The sequence below is a fragment of the Psychrobacillus sp. FSL K6-4615 genome (assembly GCF_038008225.1).
GTDB classification, from domain to species: domain Bacteria; phylum Bacillota; class Bacilli; order Bacillales_A; family Planococcaceae; genus Psychrobacillus; species Psychrobacillus psychrotolerans.
The window spans coordinates 2707222-2722506 of sequence record NZ_JBBOYQ010000001.1 but is presented as its reverse complement, the minus strand read 5'-3'; the positions used below and the strand labels follow the sequence as shown (position 1 = coordinate 2722506).

The following is a 15285-nucleotide window of genomic DNA, read 5'->3' as shown; positions in this document are numbered from 1 at the left end:
TGGAATATGATATAACTAATATTGTTAAGCCTAAAACAAAGTATGCAAGTAGGAATAATATGATTCAAAAAGGGGTTAAAAAATGGGCAGAGAATTTGTCGATATTTTTGATGGTTGGGCAGACTCTTATGATGCTTCCGTTTCGGGTAAAGATCCGGAGTATCGAGATGTATTCGAAGGCTATGAAACTATTTTAAGTGAGGTAGCTAACCGTGTTTCTGGTACTATTATTGAATTTGGAACAGGAACTGGGAATTTAACTGCCAAGTTATTAGAAGCAGGTTTTTCAGTTATTGGTATCGAACCTAATACTAAGATGCTTGAAGTAACCGCTAAACGTTTTCCTTCTATTAACTTAATTGATGGGGATTTACTTGAATTTGATGTACAAGATGAAAATATAGATGCATTTGTAAGCACTTATGTGTTTCATCACTTAACGGATGATGAAAAAGGAATAGCACTGAACAAATATGCTAACCTACTTTCGAAAAATGGAAAGGTCGTTTTTGCGGATACTGTTTTTCTTACAGAGGAAGCCAAACAAGCGCAAATTGCTAAGGAAAGAAATCGTGGATTCTTAAATGTAGTAGAAGATCTGGAACGAGAATATTATACAACGATTCCTAAACTAAAAGAATTGTTCACAGAAGCAGGTTTTCAAGTAGAATTCGTGAAAATGAATGATTATGTTTGGTTAATGGATGCAACCAAAAAATAAGGAGCGATAACGATGAAAAAAATGAATGTAGAAAGCTTTAACTTAGATCACACAAAAGTAGCGGCACCATTTGTACGCCTTGCAGGTACAAAAGTAGGGAACAGTGGCGATGTAATATTAAAATATGACATCCGTTTTAAACAGCCAAATAAAGAGCATATGGAAATGCCTGGTCTACACTCTTTAGAGCATTTAATGGCAGAAAATATTCGCAATCATACTGATCAAGTAGTGGATTTGAGTCCTATGGGCTGTCAAACTGGTTTCTACCTATCTGTTATCAATCATGATAACTTTGAGGAAATTCTGGAAATCTTAGAAAAAACATTACAAGATGTTTTACAAGCAACAGAGGTTCCAGCTTGCAATGAAGTCCAATGTGGTTGGGCTGCAAGTCATAGTTTGGAAGGTGCGAAAGAAATAGCTTCTGACATGCTAGCTAAAAAAGATGAATGGCGTCAAATTTATAAAGAGGAAGCATAATGAACATTTTTAGTAGTGTACAAGATTTAATAGGCAACACACCTGTAGTAGAGATAAAACATATTCCTATTCCTAATAATTGCCGTATTTTCGCAAAGCTTGAATATTTTAATCCTGGTGGCAGCGTAAAGGATCGACTAGGCTTGTCCTTGATTGAAGATGCTGAGAGGTCTGGGAAACTTCTACCAGGCGGTACCATTATTGAACCTACTGCAGGTAATACTGGTATAGGAGTTGCTTTAGCTGCAATTGGTAAAGGATATAAAGTTATTTTTGTTGTTCCAGAGAAATTTAGTGTAGAAAAGCAAACGTTAATGCGTGCATTAGGGGCGGAGATTGTAAACACAGATACAGCTTTAGGTATGCAGGGAGCGATTAAAAAAGCTATAGAACTAGTGGCTACAACACCAAATGCTTTCTCTCCTTCTCAATTTTCTAACCCTGCAAATCCAGCTACGTATACAAAGACAATCGGACCTGAATTATGGCGAGATTTAGATGGTGAAATTGATGTCTTTGTTGCAGGTGCAGGATCAGGTGGAACATTTATGGGTACTTCAATCTATTTGAAAAAACAAAAAGAATCGATTAAAACAGTTATTGTAGAACCGGTCGGATCCATATTAAATGGTGGTGAATCTGGTTCTCATGTGACAGAAGGAATCGGTATGGAGTTTCTACCGGACTTCATGGATACTTCCTATTTTAATGCAATCCATACTGTTACAGATGAGGATGCATTTCAACAATTACGAGCACTTTCAAAAAAAGAAGGCTTACTAGTCGGAAGCTCATCTGGAGCTGCTTTTCAAGCTGCATTGAAGGAAGCAGAGATAGCGAAAGAGGGAAGTCATATTGTAACGATTTTCCCAGATTCGAGCGAACGATATTTAAGCCAGAACGTTTATGAACTTTTCAAGGAGGAATAAGGATGCGCGCTAAAACGAAGTTAATACATGCAGGAATTGTTGGGGACGAGGCAACTGGAGCAGTATCGACACCTATTTATCAAGTAAGTACTTATAAACAAGAGGCAGTAGGCAAATTCAAAGGCTATGAATATTCACGTACTGGCAATCCGACGCGCCATGCTTTGGAAGTATTAATCAGCGAGCTAGAAGGAGGAGTTGCAGGGTTTGCTTTCGCATCTGGAATGGCAGCAACAAGCTCTGTTATGATGCTTTTTAGTAAAGGTGACCATGTTATTTTAACGGATGATGTATACGGTGGAACTTTCCGTGTAATTTCTAAAGTATTGAATCGCTTTGGCATTGAAGCAACATTCGTAGATACTGGAGACTTATCGAATGTTGAAGCGGCTATCCAAGAAAATACAAAAGCAATTTTCTTAGAAACCCCTACAAATCCATTGTTGAAAATTACCGATATTGAAGCAATTTCCAAGTTTGCGAAAGAAAAAGGATTATTGACTATTGTAGATAATACGTTCATGACGCCATATTTCCAACAACCGATATCACTTGGTGCGGACATTGTCGTGCATAGTGCTACTAAATATTTGGGTGGACATAGTGATGTTGTGGCAGGTCTTGTTGTTGTAAACTCGGATCAGCTAGCAACCGACTTACACTTTGTTCAAAACTCTGTAGGAGCAGTTCTTGGGCCGCAGGATTCTTGGTTGCTTATGCGTGGTATTAAAACACTGGGTATTCGGATGGAAGAGCATAATGTAAATGCTCAACGAATTGCAGAGTTCCTAAATAATCATGAAGCTGTTTCTAACGTTTTTTATCCTGGTCTAGCTACTCATCCAGCACATAACTTGATGAAGAAACAGTCTACAGGATTTGGCGGAATGATTTCCTTCGATGTTGGAAGTGGGGAGAAAGCAGATGAGCTTTTAGCGAAGCTTCGCTACTTTACACTTGCAGAGAGTTTAGGTGCGGTGGAGAGTTTAATCTCAGTTCCTGCGCGAATGACTCATGCATCCATCCCAAGTGAGCGTCGCGCTGAGCTTGGTATTACAGATGGGCTTGTCCGAATTTCAGTAGGAATTGAAGATGTGGAAGACTTATTAGAGGATTTAACACAAGCACTCGCATAATGTTGGATTAAGCATATCCCTTTGACAGAGGGGGTGTGCTTTTTTGTTGCTATATATCATTTAGTTGGAATGTGAACAGATTTAGTTGGAATTTCAATATATAAAGAGAGGCTGCAACCTCTCTTCATTATTACCAAAAAAATGCAGTAGCTAGTACGATGCCGGTAATCGCACCTAGTGCAATACCGTAGCCAAAGTCCGATCCGTATCCTCCAAAGCCGAAAAATCCAAGTCCGTAACCACCAAGATTTTCATCAGGACGAATCCATACCATATTTCTATTAACTCTTGTAACCTCTCCACGATGTACTCGCCCTTGGTTATCTACAATTCTTACTCGTTTTCCCTGATAGCTACAACAGAGATTATACATATCATTTTGATTCATCTATAGTCCTCCTCTCGCTAAAACTACATACAAGTATGTTCTGTTAGTTTATGTTGGTCCAGTGGACTTGCTAGAGACACTTGTCTATACACGGTAACTAAAATAAATTAAAAACATATGCTATAAGACAAAAAGGAGAGGGTTCATGTCGGTCAAAGAAACAAGAAATTTACTCTTTACATTTGCTGAAAAATGCGAAGAACAGCATGGGAGAGGGGCTGAGACTTTACAGCGAGAGATTATATGCGATTCAGTTATGAAGTTTTTCCCAGAGGTAAATTCGGAGGTCATACAATACGAACTTTTAAAAAATGGTTTATTTGAACCGACTGAATGGAAGTCTTTAAAGAAAACCGTGCGAAAATTAGAACTCAATCATGTTTGGGATATTGTGAAACAAGAATATAAATATTTGCGAGAATTATGGGGAGGTCCCAAGGTTTCTATTTATATTTATCCGATAAAAAAAGAAAGTGCACAGTGGAGAAAGGATTTTCCCCGTAAAAACGGGATCGCTTATCGAAATGTACTTTTTCTTTTCGTCTCTCCTGAGCTTAACAAAGAAGAGATTAAAGCATTAGTAGCTCATGAGTATAATCATGTATGTAGATTAAAATTTTTAAGTTCTCCGTCTTCAGCTATCTCCTTAGCAGATTCAGTGATTATTGAGGGGCTAGGCGAGTTTGCGGTAAAACAGTTGTACGGAAAAAAGTGGATAGCTCCTTGGACGAATATGTATCGTTTGGAAGAGGCGAAAGAAGTTTGGGAAAGGCATTTTGTACCTGGCTTGCACATAAAGGGTATTAAAAATCACCAGCTTTACTTATTTGGTCAAACTAAGACGCCGTTTCCGAAGTGGATTGGCTATCATATTGGCTATCAAATTGTGTATACGTACAATAAAAAACACGGGCCTTTTGTTATGAAGGAATTGCTGCTTAAGTCATCTGATGAAATAATCGCAGGCTCTGATTTTGCTATATAAACTGGAATCCTTTCCTATAAAAAAAGCGTCATCTCTGGCTTTCAAGAGATGACGCTTTTTTGGGAGGAATTCATCTTTATCTAATATTGTAGCAACTCAGAGGATTCACCATTACTCAAATCAATAGTTTCAATAAATCTTTCAACTGTAGTTGTTAAATATGTATTGGAACGTCTGATAAATACGGTTTTAATTTCACTGTATTTCGTAGGCAATAAATGACAGTGGATCAGTCCACGGGCCTCTAAATGGGACACTGCTGACCTTGGGATAAAAGTGATGCCTAAGCCAGCGACAACACTGCTTAAAATCGTTTCTAACGTTCCAAACTCCATTACTTTTTTAGGAACTATATTTTCATCTTTATACCAGGCTTCTAATCTAGCTCTGTATCCACAGCCTTTGCTAAAACATAAAAAGGGTTCATTTTTCAGTTGTTCTAGAGTTGTAGTATTTATATTTGATATTAATACTAGTTCTTCTTGAAAAACATCATGGGAGACAAGCTCTGGATGGGGAGTAGTTTCTGTAACAAAAGCTCCATCTAATCGATGATTCAATACTTCCTCCTGCAGTTTTTCTGTGACACCTGAGAAGAGAGAAAGGTCTACCTCTTTATACTTTTTAGTAAATGTAGATAAAATAGTTGGTAGTTTTATAACAGTTTCGACTGTTCCAATTTCTAATTTTCCCGATGGGTGTTCTTTATTTTGCACTACCTTTTTCATTTCGTTGGTTAATGATAAAATTTGCTCACAATATACTAATAGCTTTTTTCCTTCAGGTGTTAAATTCATCCCTCTATTATGGCGGTTAAATAATGGTGTATTTAGCTCTACTTCTAATTTTTTAATACGTGCTGTAATGTTGGATTGAACATAACTCAGTTCTTTTGCGACTGCTGTAACTGTTCCTTTTTGTGCAACAAGTTGAAATATTTCTAAGTCTTTTAACTCCACCTTGCATTCTCTCCTTTGTAAAATTATATGATATCACAATAAATGATACATAACATCAAAAATAATCATTTTACATGATAGGTAATCATGACGTTTAATAGATAAGGGAATACGAGAAGGAGAATAAATTTTATGAAAAATAATATTTTTTTAGGTGCCTTATTATGTTTTATCGCAAGTGTGTCATGGGGAGCAATGTTTCCGGTAGCGCATCATGCTTTTACTTATATTGATCCATTTTACTTTACTATTTTCCGCTACGGAGCAGTCTCCATAATTTTAGTTTTACTTTTACTATGGAAGGAAGGACCAAAGGCGTTTCGATTGGAGGGAAAGGGAAGGTTATTATGGTTTTTTGGGACAATGGCTTTTACTGTCTATAACTTACTTATTTTCTGGGGTGAAGACTTACTAGGAGAACCAGGTGTTATGGTTGCTTCTATTATGGAATCGTTAATGCCCATGATTTCAATTATAATCGTTTGGCTATTTTATAGACGCCGTCCTTATTCATTTACAATTTTATGTGTGGTGGTTTCTTTTGTGGGAGCAATACTTGTTATTACTAAAGGTGATATCACTTCCTTTTTGACTGCTACCAATAATATAATTCCATCTATATTGATTTTCATCGCGGTTATTGGCTGGGTTATTTATACAATGGGTGGAGACAAGTTTAGAGGGTGGTCTGTGCTTCGTTATTCGACATTAAGCTGTTTACTAGGTACGATTTCTGCAGTTGTAATTGTAGCAATAGCAACGATGGTAGGATACGTCTCTGTGCCGACATTTGGTACTATTCAAACAGTTAGTCCACATTTGCTATTTATGATTGTCTTTCCTGGAGTTATTGCTTTAGTTGGATGGAATATTGGTGTTAGTATTCTTTCGCCTTTAAATGCTTTGTTGTTTATTAACTTTGTTCCTGTTACGACTCTTGTTATTTCGAGTGTTCAGGGTAACCATATCTCTTCCTTTGAAATTATAGGAGTAGGTTTTATTATTCTGGCTCTTCTTGCTAATAATATTTTTGTCCGGTTAATTCAAAAAAAAGAGACAAGTCAACAAGTAAAACAAAGTTTACAAGAGAGTATTTCCTAGTTATAAAGCGACTTTCACTACAATGAAAATATTGTAGAAGAAGGCGCTTTTTTTGTGAATATTTACGCTATACTAGTTTTAGTATAATAAGGTTGGTGGGAATAATGTTTAAATATATGGGAGAATTATTATTAGTACTTACCGCTATTATTTGGGGTAGTGGATTTGTAGCAAGTGCAGTAGCTTTGGAACATTATACGCCGTATCAGATTTTAGCTGGCAGGTTTTTAATCGGAGCGGTTATATTAAGTCTTATATTTTTCAAAAAGTTTAATAAGCTAAACAAAAGTACGCTTATTAAAGGAGCGCTATTAGGGCTATTTTTATATATTGCTTTTGCTCTTCAAACAGTGGGACTCCAATTTACAACACCATCCAAAAACGCTTTTTTAACAGCCGTGAATGTTGTTATCGTTCCATTTATAGGATTTCTTTTATATAAAAGAAAAATAGATATGTACGAACTAACTGGTGCTATTCTCGCTGTTGTTGGTATTGCTGTCCTATCTTTAAAATTATCTTCGGACATCAATGTGGGAGATGTATTGACCTTAGGTTGTGCGGTAGGATTTGCTTTTCATATTTATTACACGGCTAAGTTTGTTAAGACGGAAGATCCTGTTGTGCTTACGATTGTGCAAATGGTTACTGCAGCAGTTATTGGTTGTATCGTCATACTATTTAGAGGAGAAACGAGTTTTTCCGTCGAATCTGAAGGTGTGCTGAATCTGTTATACTTAGGAATTTTTTCTACAACGATTGCTTTTCTCATGCAAACAGTGGCTCAAAAATATATTACAGAAACTAAGGCAGCCATTATATTAGCTACTGAATCGTTTTGGGGCATGGTCTTTTCCATTATCATTTTGAGTGAAATCATGACAGGAAGAATGATTATTGGAGCATTTCTCATTTTGTTAGCTATTCTAATTTCCGAAACAAAAATGGGATTTTTGAAAAAGGATAAAATGAAAACAGTCGGCTGATTTTACAGTTTGTGGTATAGAATCTCGCTGGAGCTTTTTGTGAAGGTATGTAGTTTTACAATCGATTCACAAGATAGTATTATTTTGACTCCAGCGGCCACACTGTATGGAAGACGTATGCATTCATTCATGAGAGATGAATCATACTCGGGTTCCTGCATTATCCCAACATTGGTTTTTAAAATGAAAAAAAATTTTCTCCACAGTCATTTTACGTTAGTGTCTTTTTTACTAAAGCATGATATTACCTTCAGAAACCTATCTTGTAAAAAGCAGCCAAATTAAAACAATAACAATAGCGATAAAAACCCAAGTAATGGCTTGGCTACTTTTTTTCATTACAAAACCTCCTCTTAAAACACTCAATACTAAACTATTTTTGTTAAAATAAGGAAATATTTATTTCCTTTTTCTACTAAAATATGGACCTAAACTTGTTTCATGTGTATTAACGTATGTCCAAGTGAAATCCTTATCAACGACAAAGATATCACCTTCATTATAGTCATCTTTCTGTACAAAATCACTGGCAGTAACAAATGTTGCATTTTCTATGATCAACGCGTAATCAGAGTTTTGATAGAATACGTAACATGTATTTTTTGATATATTATTAAATGCTTCATTGGCTTGCGTTTCTTTTAAACAATCTCTTTTTTCATAACTAAAAATATGCCATAAGTAGCCATGAGCAAAACCGTTATAAGACAGATGAATTTCTTCCTTCTCTTTATAGCTAAGGTGTCCAGCAAAACTATCTTCCCACTGCTGCCGTATATAAGGTCCCCAACCTGGTATTTCTCTCACCTGTACTTTTTTTATTTTAAGCCGATTTACTATATCCATAAATACCTCCATAAATATAAAAGTTCATTCGTTTCAAAAGTTCTAGCTAAAAGTCTTCACTAATTTGAACCAAACAATCTATGCCTCTTAAGTTGAACTTGGAAAGAAGAGGTGCTTATTATTGTTCCACTTAGGATGCGTTGGTTGTTAAAAGCGTCTGTCTTTACTCATTAAATCTTCCCATGATTATAGTATTATAATAATTCCCATCTGATAGTAGCTTATCCTTCTTCAATATCCCTTCTTCTTCAAAACCATATTTTTTATAAAGCATGATGGCTTTTTGATTAGTTTCCAGTACGTTCAAAGTAATTTTCTTAATTTCGTTTGTATCAGCGAACCTAATTGTTTCTTTTAACAAGTTTGTACCAATGCCGTATGTCCAGAAATCCTTGAGTACACAAACACCAAATGTGACTTTATGAGACATTCTTTTCAACTGACTTCCTTCACACCTTGAAAAGCCAACAATCTTACCGTTTGCTTCGCAAACTAAAAATAGATTATAAGGACTTTTGATGTCTTCAATGATTAGTTGTTTAAAACTACCTTCATCTATGTATGCTTCGCCCATTTCTCTATCCATATTTTCTGTTTCGCCATCTATCTGCAACCTCACTTCAGCTAAAGTTTTCGCATCCTCCTCTTTTGCTGACCTTATTACATAACTCAGATTTCGTATATTAAATTTTATTGTATTTCCTCTAATTACAAACATCTCCTTTCTGCAGTTTTGTTTAAGCGAATACTTTCACATATTTTAATATTTCAATTTCTCTTCATGTATGAATCGTTATTTCTGGTAAAAGATAAGAACGAATCTTAGTTGTTTTCGATATGTTATCCCATATCGTCGCTATCATTCGTAGAACTAATGAAGGAGGAGTTAATCAGTGGGATTTATACATCGGCTTGCTTTAGCCCTCGTTATAATTGGTGCAATTAACTGGGGATTGATCGGCTTTTTCGAATTCGATTTAGTTGCTTCTATTTTTGGAGGTCAGACTGCAGCTTTTTCTAGAGTGATCTATGCATTAGTAGGAATAAGCGGCTTAATCTGCATTCCACTTTTATTTAGAACGTCTGAGGAAGAAGAGTTCGGAACCAGCAGACAAAGTTCTCGAAACCTTCAATATGGAACTGAATTCGGGGAGGAACCAGAATTCACGGATATAAATGAAGCAGCTTCAAAAGAGAATGAGAAAAATAAATAACTAAGAAAGGATAGATAACTGCACCTTCAAGCAGATTATCTATCCTTTTTTAATAAGCATTTATGGATGCGGAAACTTATTTCCCCTTAAAAATCGGCTTTCTTTTTTCTCCGAAGGCTTGTAATGCTTCTAATCGATCTTCTGTAGGTATTGTAATTTCATATGCTTTTCTTTCAATACTTAAGCCAGTTTGTAGATCAACATTCATCCCGTGTTTTACAGCGAATTTAGCTTGCTGCAAAGCAATAGGTCCATTTGCAAGCATTAGTTGTGCAAATGCCTCTGTTTCTTCTTGGAGAGCTTCTCGAGTTGTTACCTTCGTTACTAATCCATAGGACATTGCTTCATCTGCTTTTAGTCTTCTAGCAGTTAATATCAATTCTAATGCTTTAGATTCTCCTATAAGTCTTGGCAGACGTTGAGTTCCACCAGCTCCGGGGATTATTGCTAAACTTGTCTCCGTCAAGCCAAGTAGAATATCATCTGAAGCAATTCTAAAATCACAGGCAAGCGCCAATTCTGTTCCGCCACCAAAAGCATAGCCATTTAGCATAGCTATAGTGGGTTGAGGAAGGTTTTCAATCGCTGTAAATACTTCGCCAATTTTATATATATTCCGTTTAACTTGTTGATCAGTTAATGTTTTTCGTTCCTTTAAGTCTGCACCAACACTAAATGATTTTTCTCCTGCACCCGTGAAAATAACAACACGAATATCAGGGTTAATACGTATAGATTCTGTAATATCTCCGAGTTTACGTAGCATTTCATAGTTAAATGCATTTAATGCGTCTGGTCTGTTTAGCGTGACATATGCTATATTCCCCTGTTGTGTATAACGAATAGATTCCATTATTATTTCTCCCCTTTCGACGTTCTTCCCCATTATCAAACATATCATGTTCCAAGTTTTCTGTCATCCACAGGTAACAATTAGAAAATACATCGATATCCTTGGAAATATTTGCTACAATAGACATATTGAATATTTAGGATTTGAGGAGTTTGTATGGATGTTTTTGTGGCAAGACAACCAATCTTTACAAAAAATGAGCATATTTTTGCCTTTGAATTATTGTATCGTAATAGTGGTACGAATGTATTTCCTATTACAGACGGAGATTTTGCGACTTTAGAGGTATTAACTCATTCATTTTTGACGATTGGTATAAACAACCTTGTTGGAGAAAAATTATGCTTTATTAACTTTACAGAAAACTTATTAGATAATACAGTATTTGACAAGATTCCACCTAAACGTGTTGTTGTGGAAGTTCTAGAGGATATTTCGATTACGCCGTCTTTAATTGGAAAGCTTAAGTATATTAAAAAACTTGGATTTTTAATTGCATTGGATGATTTTATTTTACATGAAAATATAAACTTATATGATGAATTATTTAGTTTAGTTAATTTTATAAAAGTAGATTTTATGTTGAGTAAACCTTCTGAAAGACAAGTAATTGAAAAAATTGTGAAGAACAATTATCCTCATATTGTCCTGTTAGCTGAAAAAGTAGAAACGCGTGAAGAATTTTATCAGGCAAAAGAAGCTGGATACGGGTTATTCCAAGGGTACTTTTTTGCTAAACCTGAAATTATTAAAGGAACAGACGTACCTGCTAATATGGCACAATATTTTCGTATTATTAGCTTACTTAGTGACCCAGTTTCTTCTATTGAACAAATAGCAGAGGAAATAGAGCGTGATGTGTCGCTTTCCTTTAAAGTTTTGAAAATTATTAACTCTCCAACCTCCAGAAAAAGATCTAAGATTCGTTCCATTAAACAAGCTGCAGTGATGTTGGGCCTTGAAGAATTGAATCATTGGTTATATGTATTAATGTTGAGAGAGTCGACCGTAAATTCAAATGGTGATGGCATGGCTCTAATTGAAGCATCCTTATTTCGTGCGAAGTTTTGTGAGCTGTTAGCCAAAAATCATTCATTACGAAACTCTTCTGAATACTTTCTTGTAGGAATGTTTTCTTTAATAGATACATTATTGCATCAAAAGATGACTCTTTTACTTCAAGAACTGCCTCTCACAGATGAGGTAATAGAGACGCTAGCAGGAGAAAATACTGATATGACTCCTTATTTAGAACTTGCCGTAGCATGCGACGAAGTTAGATGGAATGCTATGATCGCAGGTGCTGGAGCTATGGGTATTGATCATATTACATTAAACAAATATTATTTAGAAGCCCGTAGGTGGGCTATGGATATAGTAGCTTAAGAACAACTGCCATTTTAGAGATGGCAGTTGTTCTTTTTAGTGATTGTTTTTTCTAATGTTTCATTTATATACCAATAACTCGTTTGTTGCTTTTTCCGATAAAAGTAGTACAATTAATAATAAGAACGTATGTTCCTAAAAGGGGAAGGAGGAGTAGTTATGCCATTAATACCGGAAGAGGCAATTCCATATCTTGAAAACATGATTTATCTTCCAATGGTCTTGACTATTTTAGAAAAAGATCGGACTATTTTTGAAAATGCTCCATTTAAATTGAAGCGTCCGTATATCGTTTTAGTAGAAGAAGCAGGAAAGCAAGTACAAAAAGAGTTAAAACAGACGCATATGTACATGAAGCGTCACAGTATGAAAGTTCTTCGGGGAGAAGGAGATGATATGTTCACAGAGTATGTATTTTTTCATGGTGGCTATGAAGAACATCGTCGTTACTTAAATGTTCGTCTCCGCAATAGAGTTGAAGAACTACTATCTATATATTTGGCAGTAGTAGAAAAACTTCGTTAGTACTGTGTGTCTTTTTGAATTTGTGGAGTTTGCGTGGTGTAACCAGTGTTTATTAAATAGCTCATCCGTTTCAGTAAATGCATATTTAGTATATTAGCAAATCCAACCTGTCTACTTATTGTTTGTGGAGAAGAAGGAACGATTATTTTTTGGCCATTAGTTAAAACAACGACACAACCTTCCTCAGACGGATAAAATCCTGCTATTGCCTTCAAAGAGAACCACACATTTAAATCAGATTTTGGCGAGAGTATTGGTAAGAAAATACATGGATTTCCGAAATCATGCGCTATAAGAATTGGTAACTTTAAATAATTTCCAATCGCATCTCTCGATAATCGTACTGTATGCTGAAACGAAGAGCCATAAAAAGAACAAGAATGACGAACAATATCAAAAGGCTTTTTACCTATAATATGGGATTCACCTGAAAAGTTAGTTACTTTCGTAAATATCATATTATTCACTATAAAAGGTTGAAGTACAGCGGTTTCAAATGAAATAAAATAAGATTTTTCTTCTGCTTTATTCGACATAAAAATCCACCCCTTTGTATTATATACCTTAATTATAGTTAATATTGGAAGTAAAGCAAGTATATATACCGAAATTTCGGAATATTCCATATTAACCATGTAATCTTAATTTTCTAAAAATGATTGCAAGTAGCTCGTTGCTTTTATATAATAGAAAAAAGACATCGGGGTGATGGAGATGGACAAACAATATTCATATGCAGATTTCTTGAAAGCAATGAGCCAGGCAGGGAAGGAAAGCTCTGCTGAAAATTTGTTAAACGAAATATATCTTGATATGTTTTTGAACATAATCCACCGGGAACAAAGTAGTAAACGTCTATTAACATTAATAGATGAGGCATTGGATCAGAAAGACATGGCAGCATTTATGGATTATACAACTGCACTTCATCAACTAAACAGTCCTAAATAATCAAATCTAACGTAAAAAACCACTTCTATTGAAGTGGTTTTTTTATATCGCAAAATTCTATTTCTTTTGACAAAATAGTACGTTAAGCTAAGAGAAGTTGAAAGATTTACCACTATAAGTGTTAAAGAAGGAGGATGCAATAAATGAAACATGGTTTGCTGACAGCATTATTTTTACTATTAATTCTACCAACTATTGTCCAAGCAGAAGACAGATGGGATATTAAAACCCTTGATACCTATCAAGTACTAACGGATGCCTCCATTGATTCTTCTATATTATTAGATGGTACAAAAGCTGATGTATACGAAACAACAGGTTTGCAGGAAGGATATTATAAAATTGATTTTAATGGAGTACAAGGATTTATCCATAGTAGTCAAGCAAGCACTTTGTTTGAACAAGAGCGAATGAGTTTTAAAGTAGTGGAGGATCAAATCCCATACTATATTATGACAAAAGGAAAGCTAGTGCAAAAAGGAACTCTGTTAAAAGAAGCTGTTTTAACTCGTACTAAAACTGCTTCTATCTATCATTTAGTAGAAGTGGGTAAAGAAGTATACTATATTCCACTGGCAGGTACGATTCCTACGACGACGGAACCTATAATAGATACTAGCAAAAAAGCGAAATATCCAATGAAATTATATAATCGTGATGAGGTACCTATTTACAATAAACAATTAATCCAAATAGCAACTCTTTCCGCCAATCAATCTGTGGATTTAATAGCATTAGAAAAGAGTAAAGGTGTTATTTATTTTCTTGGACAAGAGGCAAGGATAAATATGAATGATTTTGTCCATATGGATTTATTGCAACCGAAAAAAGTTTTAACTTATGAAGAAATGACTTATTTACTTCAAGTAGTTGCTACATTATATCCAGAGTTTACAAAGCTCCAGCAAATAGGTAAATCTGTAGAAGGTACCCCTATGTATGCGATGAAAATAGGAAACGGCAAAAAGGAAGTTCTACTAGATGGTTCTTTACATGCTCGCGAGCATATGACGACAAACGTTGTAGTTGAAATGATTGACACATATAGCATTCATTACAAAAACAAATCTGTTTATGGTGGATATAATGTTCGTGAGACATTGGACCAAACTGCTATTTGGTTTATCCCCATGATGAATCCTGATGGTGTAAAACTTGTTCAATCCGGACCAAAACCTTTAAAAAATGGGGCACTTGCTACAAAGATAAATGGAAGTACTAATTTTAATCGGTGGAAATCGAATATTCGTGGAGTAGATTTAAATGATAACTTTGCGTCTGGTTGGGATAAGATTACCGGCGGTCATAAGAAACCTGCATATATGGCATATAAAGGACCTAGTGCTTTTAGTGAACCAGAGTCACAAGCATTTCGAGATTTCGTCAAAAAACACAAATTTAAAACGTATATTTCTTACCATTCTTCAGGTCAAATTATGTACTGGTTTAACTATCAAAAGCAAGCAGAATCCAAGCGAGATCAAGCATTGGCAAAAACATTATCAAAGCTCACTGGCTACAAAGTAATGCCTCCTCAATATTTGCCGGGTTCAGGGGCATCTGCTGATTGGTTTATCCAACAAACGAAAATGCCAGGTATCACATTAGAAATTTCTCCGTATGTAGGAGATATTCCTGTGCCTTTATCGAAGTGGGATGCTATCTGGAGGCAGAACAACAAAGTAGGCTTATATTTAGCGCAAGAAGCATCTAAAAGATAATAATGGAATTAATAAAAGTCACTGATATCAGTGGCTTTTGTTATATTTAAAAAACGTATGTTCGTTTTATTAGGAAACAAAAAAAGAGTATGTTAAACTGA

18 protein-coding genes are annotated in these 15285 nt (G+C 35.3%); 12 read left to right on the top strand and 6 right to left on the bottom strand.

What is annotated here, in order from left to right; genetic code table 11:
- Nucleotides 1-82 precede the first annotated feature (82 nt).
- Genes MKX53_RS13595 through MKX53_RS13580 form a run of 4 tightly spaced genes read left to right on the top strand, consistent with a single transcriptional unit; the run spans nucleotide 83 to nucleotide 3269 of the window.
- Entirely contained in the window at nucleotides 83-721 is a 639-nt protein-coding gene (locus MKX53_RS13595) for a class I SAM-dependent DNA methyltransferase (RefSeq protein ID WP_340911942.1), read from the top strand.
- A gap of 12 nt (nucleotides 722-733) precedes the next feature.
- Nucleotides 734-1204: an S-ribosylhomocysteine lyase gene (locus MKX53_RS13590; protein WP_093537628.1), complete on the top strand. Its 471-nt coding sequence runs from the start codon at nucleotides 734-736 to the stop codon at nucleotides 1202-1204.
- A complete protein-coding gene (locus MKX53_RS13585; RefSeq protein ID WP_340911939.1) occupies nucleotides 1204-2133 on the top strand; it encodes a PLP-dependent cysteine synthase family protein in 930 nt (309 codons plus the stop codon). Before MKX53_RS13590 ends, MKX53_RS13585 begins: the two co-directional genes overlap by 1 nt.
- 2 nt (nucleotides 2134-2135) lie before the next feature.
- Entirely contained in the window at nucleotides 2136-3269 is a 1134-nt protein-coding gene (locus MKX53_RS13580; RefSeq protein ID WP_340911937.1) for a bifunctional cystathionine gamma-lyase/homocysteine desulfhydrase, read from the top strand.
- Between the two features lie 130 nt (nucleotides 3270-3399).
- Here MKX53_RS13580 and MKX53_RS13575 read toward each other — a convergent pair whose 3' ends face one another.
- Nucleotides 3400-3657, bottom strand: coding sequence for a hypothetical protein (locus MKX53_RS13575; RefSeq protein WP_093537631.1), 258 nt, complete (start codon nucleotides 3655-3657; stop codon nucleotides 3400-3402).
- Between the two features lie 145 nt (nucleotides 3658-3802).
- Here MKX53_RS13575 and MKX53_RS13570 point away from each other — a divergent pair, with 145 nt between their 5' ends.
- On the top strand, nucleotides 3803-4642 hold the full coding sequence (locus tag MKX53_RS13570) for a DUF2268 domain-containing protein (RefSeq protein WP_340911934.1): 840 nt from the start codon (nucleotides 3803-3805) through the stop codon (nucleotides 4640-4642).
- An 80-nt stretch (nucleotides 4643-4722) separates the two neighbouring features.
- Here the strand turns inward: MKX53_RS13570 and MKX53_RS13565 are convergent, their stop codons facing one another.
- The gene (locus MKX53_RS13565) at nucleotides 4723-5601 is read right to left on the bottom strand and encodes a LysR family transcriptional regulator (RefSeq protein WP_093537633.1); all 879 of its coding nucleotides are present in this window, start codon (nucleotides 5599-5601) and stop codon (nucleotides 4723-4725) included.
- A gap of 132 nt (nucleotides 5602-5733) precedes the next feature.
- Here MKX53_RS13565 and MKX53_RS13560 point away from each other — a divergent pair, with 132 nt between their 5' ends.
- Nucleotides 5734-6702 (top strand): DMT family transporter, encoded by a 969-nt coding sequence (locus tag MKX53_RS13560; protein WP_093537634.1) that lies wholly within the window; start codon nucleotides 5734-5736, stop codon nucleotides 6700-6702.
- Between the two features lie 104 nt (nucleotides 6703-6806).
- Complete coding sequence (locus MKX53_RS13555) at nucleotides 6807-7688, top strand: DMT family transporter (RefSeq protein WP_340911930.1); 882 nt, start codon at nucleotides 6807-6809, stop codon at nucleotides 7686-7688.
- A 399-nt stretch (nucleotides 7689-8087) separates the two neighbouring features.
- On the opposite strand, the gene MKX53_RS13550 is transcribed toward MKX53_RS13555, so the two are convergent.
- Complete coding sequence (locus MKX53_RS13550; protein WP_340911927.1) at nucleotides 8088-8534, bottom strand: DUF4275 family protein; 447 nt, start codon at nucleotides 8532-8534, stop codon at nucleotides 8088-8090.
- Between the two features lie 163 nt (nucleotides 8535-8697).
- Nucleotides 8698-9252 carry a GNAT family N-acetyltransferase gene (locus MKX53_RS13545; protein ID WP_340911924.1) on the bottom strand — a complete coding sequence of 185 codons (555 nt, stop codon included), beginning with the start codon at nucleotides 9250-9252 and terminating at the stop codon, nucleotides 8698-8700.
- Between the two features lie 175 nt (nucleotides 9253-9427).
- On the opposite strand from MKX53_RS13545, the gene MKX53_RS13540 reads away from it, so the two are divergent.
- Entirely contained in the window at nucleotides 9428-9748 is a 321-nt protein-coding gene (locus MKX53_RS13540; RefSeq protein ID WP_093537638.1) for a DUF378 domain-containing protein, read from the top strand.
- A 76-nt stretch (nucleotides 9749-9824) separates the two neighbouring features.
- Here MKX53_RS13540 and MKX53_RS13535 read toward each other — a convergent pair whose 3' ends face one another.
- A complete protein-coding gene (locus MKX53_RS13535; protein ID WP_340911923.1) occupies nucleotides 9825-10601 on the bottom strand; it encodes an enoyl-CoA hydratase-related protein in 777 nt (258 codons plus the stop codon).
- A gap of 156 nt (nucleotides 10602-10757) precedes the next feature.
- Between MKX53_RS13535 and MKX53_RS13530 the strand changes: the two genes are divergently transcribed.
- Together MKX53_RS13530 and MKX53_RS13525 are read left to right on the top strand one after the other, a co-directional pair.
- On the top strand, nucleotides 10758-11987 hold the full coding sequence (locus tag MKX53_RS13530; RefSeq protein ID WP_340911922.1) for an EAL and HDOD domain-containing protein: 1230 nt from the start codon (nucleotides 10758-10760) through the stop codon (nucleotides 11985-11987).
- 159 nt (nucleotides 11988-12146) lie between these two features.
- Nucleotides 12147-12512 carry a hypothetical protein gene (locus MKX53_RS13525; protein ID WP_093537641.1) on the top strand — a complete coding sequence of 122 codons (366 nt, stop codon included), beginning with the start codon at nucleotides 12147-12149 and terminating at the stop codon, nucleotides 12510-12512.
- Here MKX53_RS13525 and MKX53_RS13520 read toward each other — a convergent pair.
- Complete coding sequence (locus MKX53_RS13520; protein WP_340911918.1) at nucleotides 12509-13048, bottom strand: competence protein ComK; 540 nt, start codon at nucleotides 13046-13048, stop codon at nucleotides 12509-12511. The genes MKX53_RS13525 and MKX53_RS13520 overlap by 4 nt on opposite strands.
- Before the next feature lie 178 nt (nucleotides 13049-13226).
- Between MKX53_RS13520 and MKX53_RS13515 the strand changes: the two genes are divergently transcribed.
- Nucleotides 13227-13463, top strand: coding sequence for an IDEAL domain-containing protein (locus MKX53_RS13515; protein ID WP_340911917.1), 237 nt, complete (start codon nucleotides 13227-13229; stop codon nucleotides 13461-13463).
- A gap of 143 nt (nucleotides 13464-13606) precedes the next feature.
- Nucleotides 13607-15184 (top strand): M14 family zinc carboxypeptidase, encoded by a 1578-nt coding sequence (locus MKX53_RS13510; RefSeq protein ID WP_340911915.1) that lies wholly within the window; start codon nucleotides 13607-13609, stop codon nucleotides 15182-15184.
- Nucleotides 15185-15285 lie beyond the last annotated feature (101 nt).

Coding starts and splice junctions, on each gene's coding strand:
- MKX53_RS13595 (WP_340911942.1), top strand. CDS start 83: ATGGGCAGAGAATTTGTCGATATTTTTGATGGTTGGGCAGACTCTTAT.
- MKX53_RS13590 (WP_093537628.1), top strand. CDS start 734: ATGAAAAAAATGAATGTAGAAAGCTTTAACTTAGATCACACAAAAGTA.
- MKX53_RS13585 (WP_340911939.1), top strand. CDS start 1,204: ATGAACATTTTTAGTAGTGTACAAGATTTAATAGGCAACACACCTGTA.
- MKX53_RS13580 (WP_340911937.1), top strand. CDS start 2,136: ATGCGCGCTAAAACGAAGTTAATACATGCAGGAATTGTTGGGGACGAG.
- MKX53_RS13575 (WP_093537631.1), bottom strand. CDS start 3,657: ATGAATCAAAATGATATGTATAATCTCTGTTGTAGCTATCAGGGAAAA.
- MKX53_RS13570 (WP_340911934.1), top strand. CDS start 3,803: ATGTCGGTCAAAGAAACAAGAAATTTACTCTTTACATTTGCTGAAAAA.
- MKX53_RS13560 (WP_093537634.1), top strand. CDS start 5,734: ATGAAAAATAATATTTTTTTAGGTGCCTTATTATGTTTTATCGCAAGT.
- MKX53_RS13555 (WP_340911930.1), top strand. CDS start 6,807: ATGTTTAAATATATGGGAGAATTATTATTAGTACTTACCGCTATTATT.
- MKX53_RS13550 (WP_340911927.1), bottom strand. CDS start 8,534: ATGGATATAGTAAATCGGCTTAAAATAAAAAAAGTACAGGTGAGAGAA.
- MKX53_RS13545 (WP_340911924.1), bottom strand. CDS start 9,252: ATGTTTGTAATTAGAGGAAATACAATAAAATTTAATATACGAAATCTG.
- MKX53_RS13535 (WP_340911923.1), bottom strand. CDS start 10,601: ATGGAATCTATTCGTTATACACAACAGGGGAATATAGCATATGTCACG.
- MKX53_RS13530 (WP_340911922.1), top strand. CDS start 10,758: ATGGATGTTTTTGTGGCAAGACAACCAATCTTTACAAAAAATGAGCAT.
- MKX53_RS13525 (WP_093537641.1), top strand. CDS start 12,147: ATGCCATTAATACCGGAAGAGGCAATTCCATATCTTGAAAACATGATT.
- MKX53_RS13520 (WP_340911918.1), bottom strand. CDS start 13,048: ATGTCGAATAAAGCAGAAGAAAAATCTTATTTTATTTCATTTGAAACC.
- MKX53_RS13515 (WP_340911917.1), top strand. CDS start 13,227: ATGGACAAACAATATTCATATGCAGATTTCTTGAAAGCAATGAGCCAG.
- MKX53_RS13510 (WP_340911915.1), top strand. CDS start 13,607: ATGAAACATGGTTTGCTGACAGCATTATTTTTACTATTAATTCTACCA.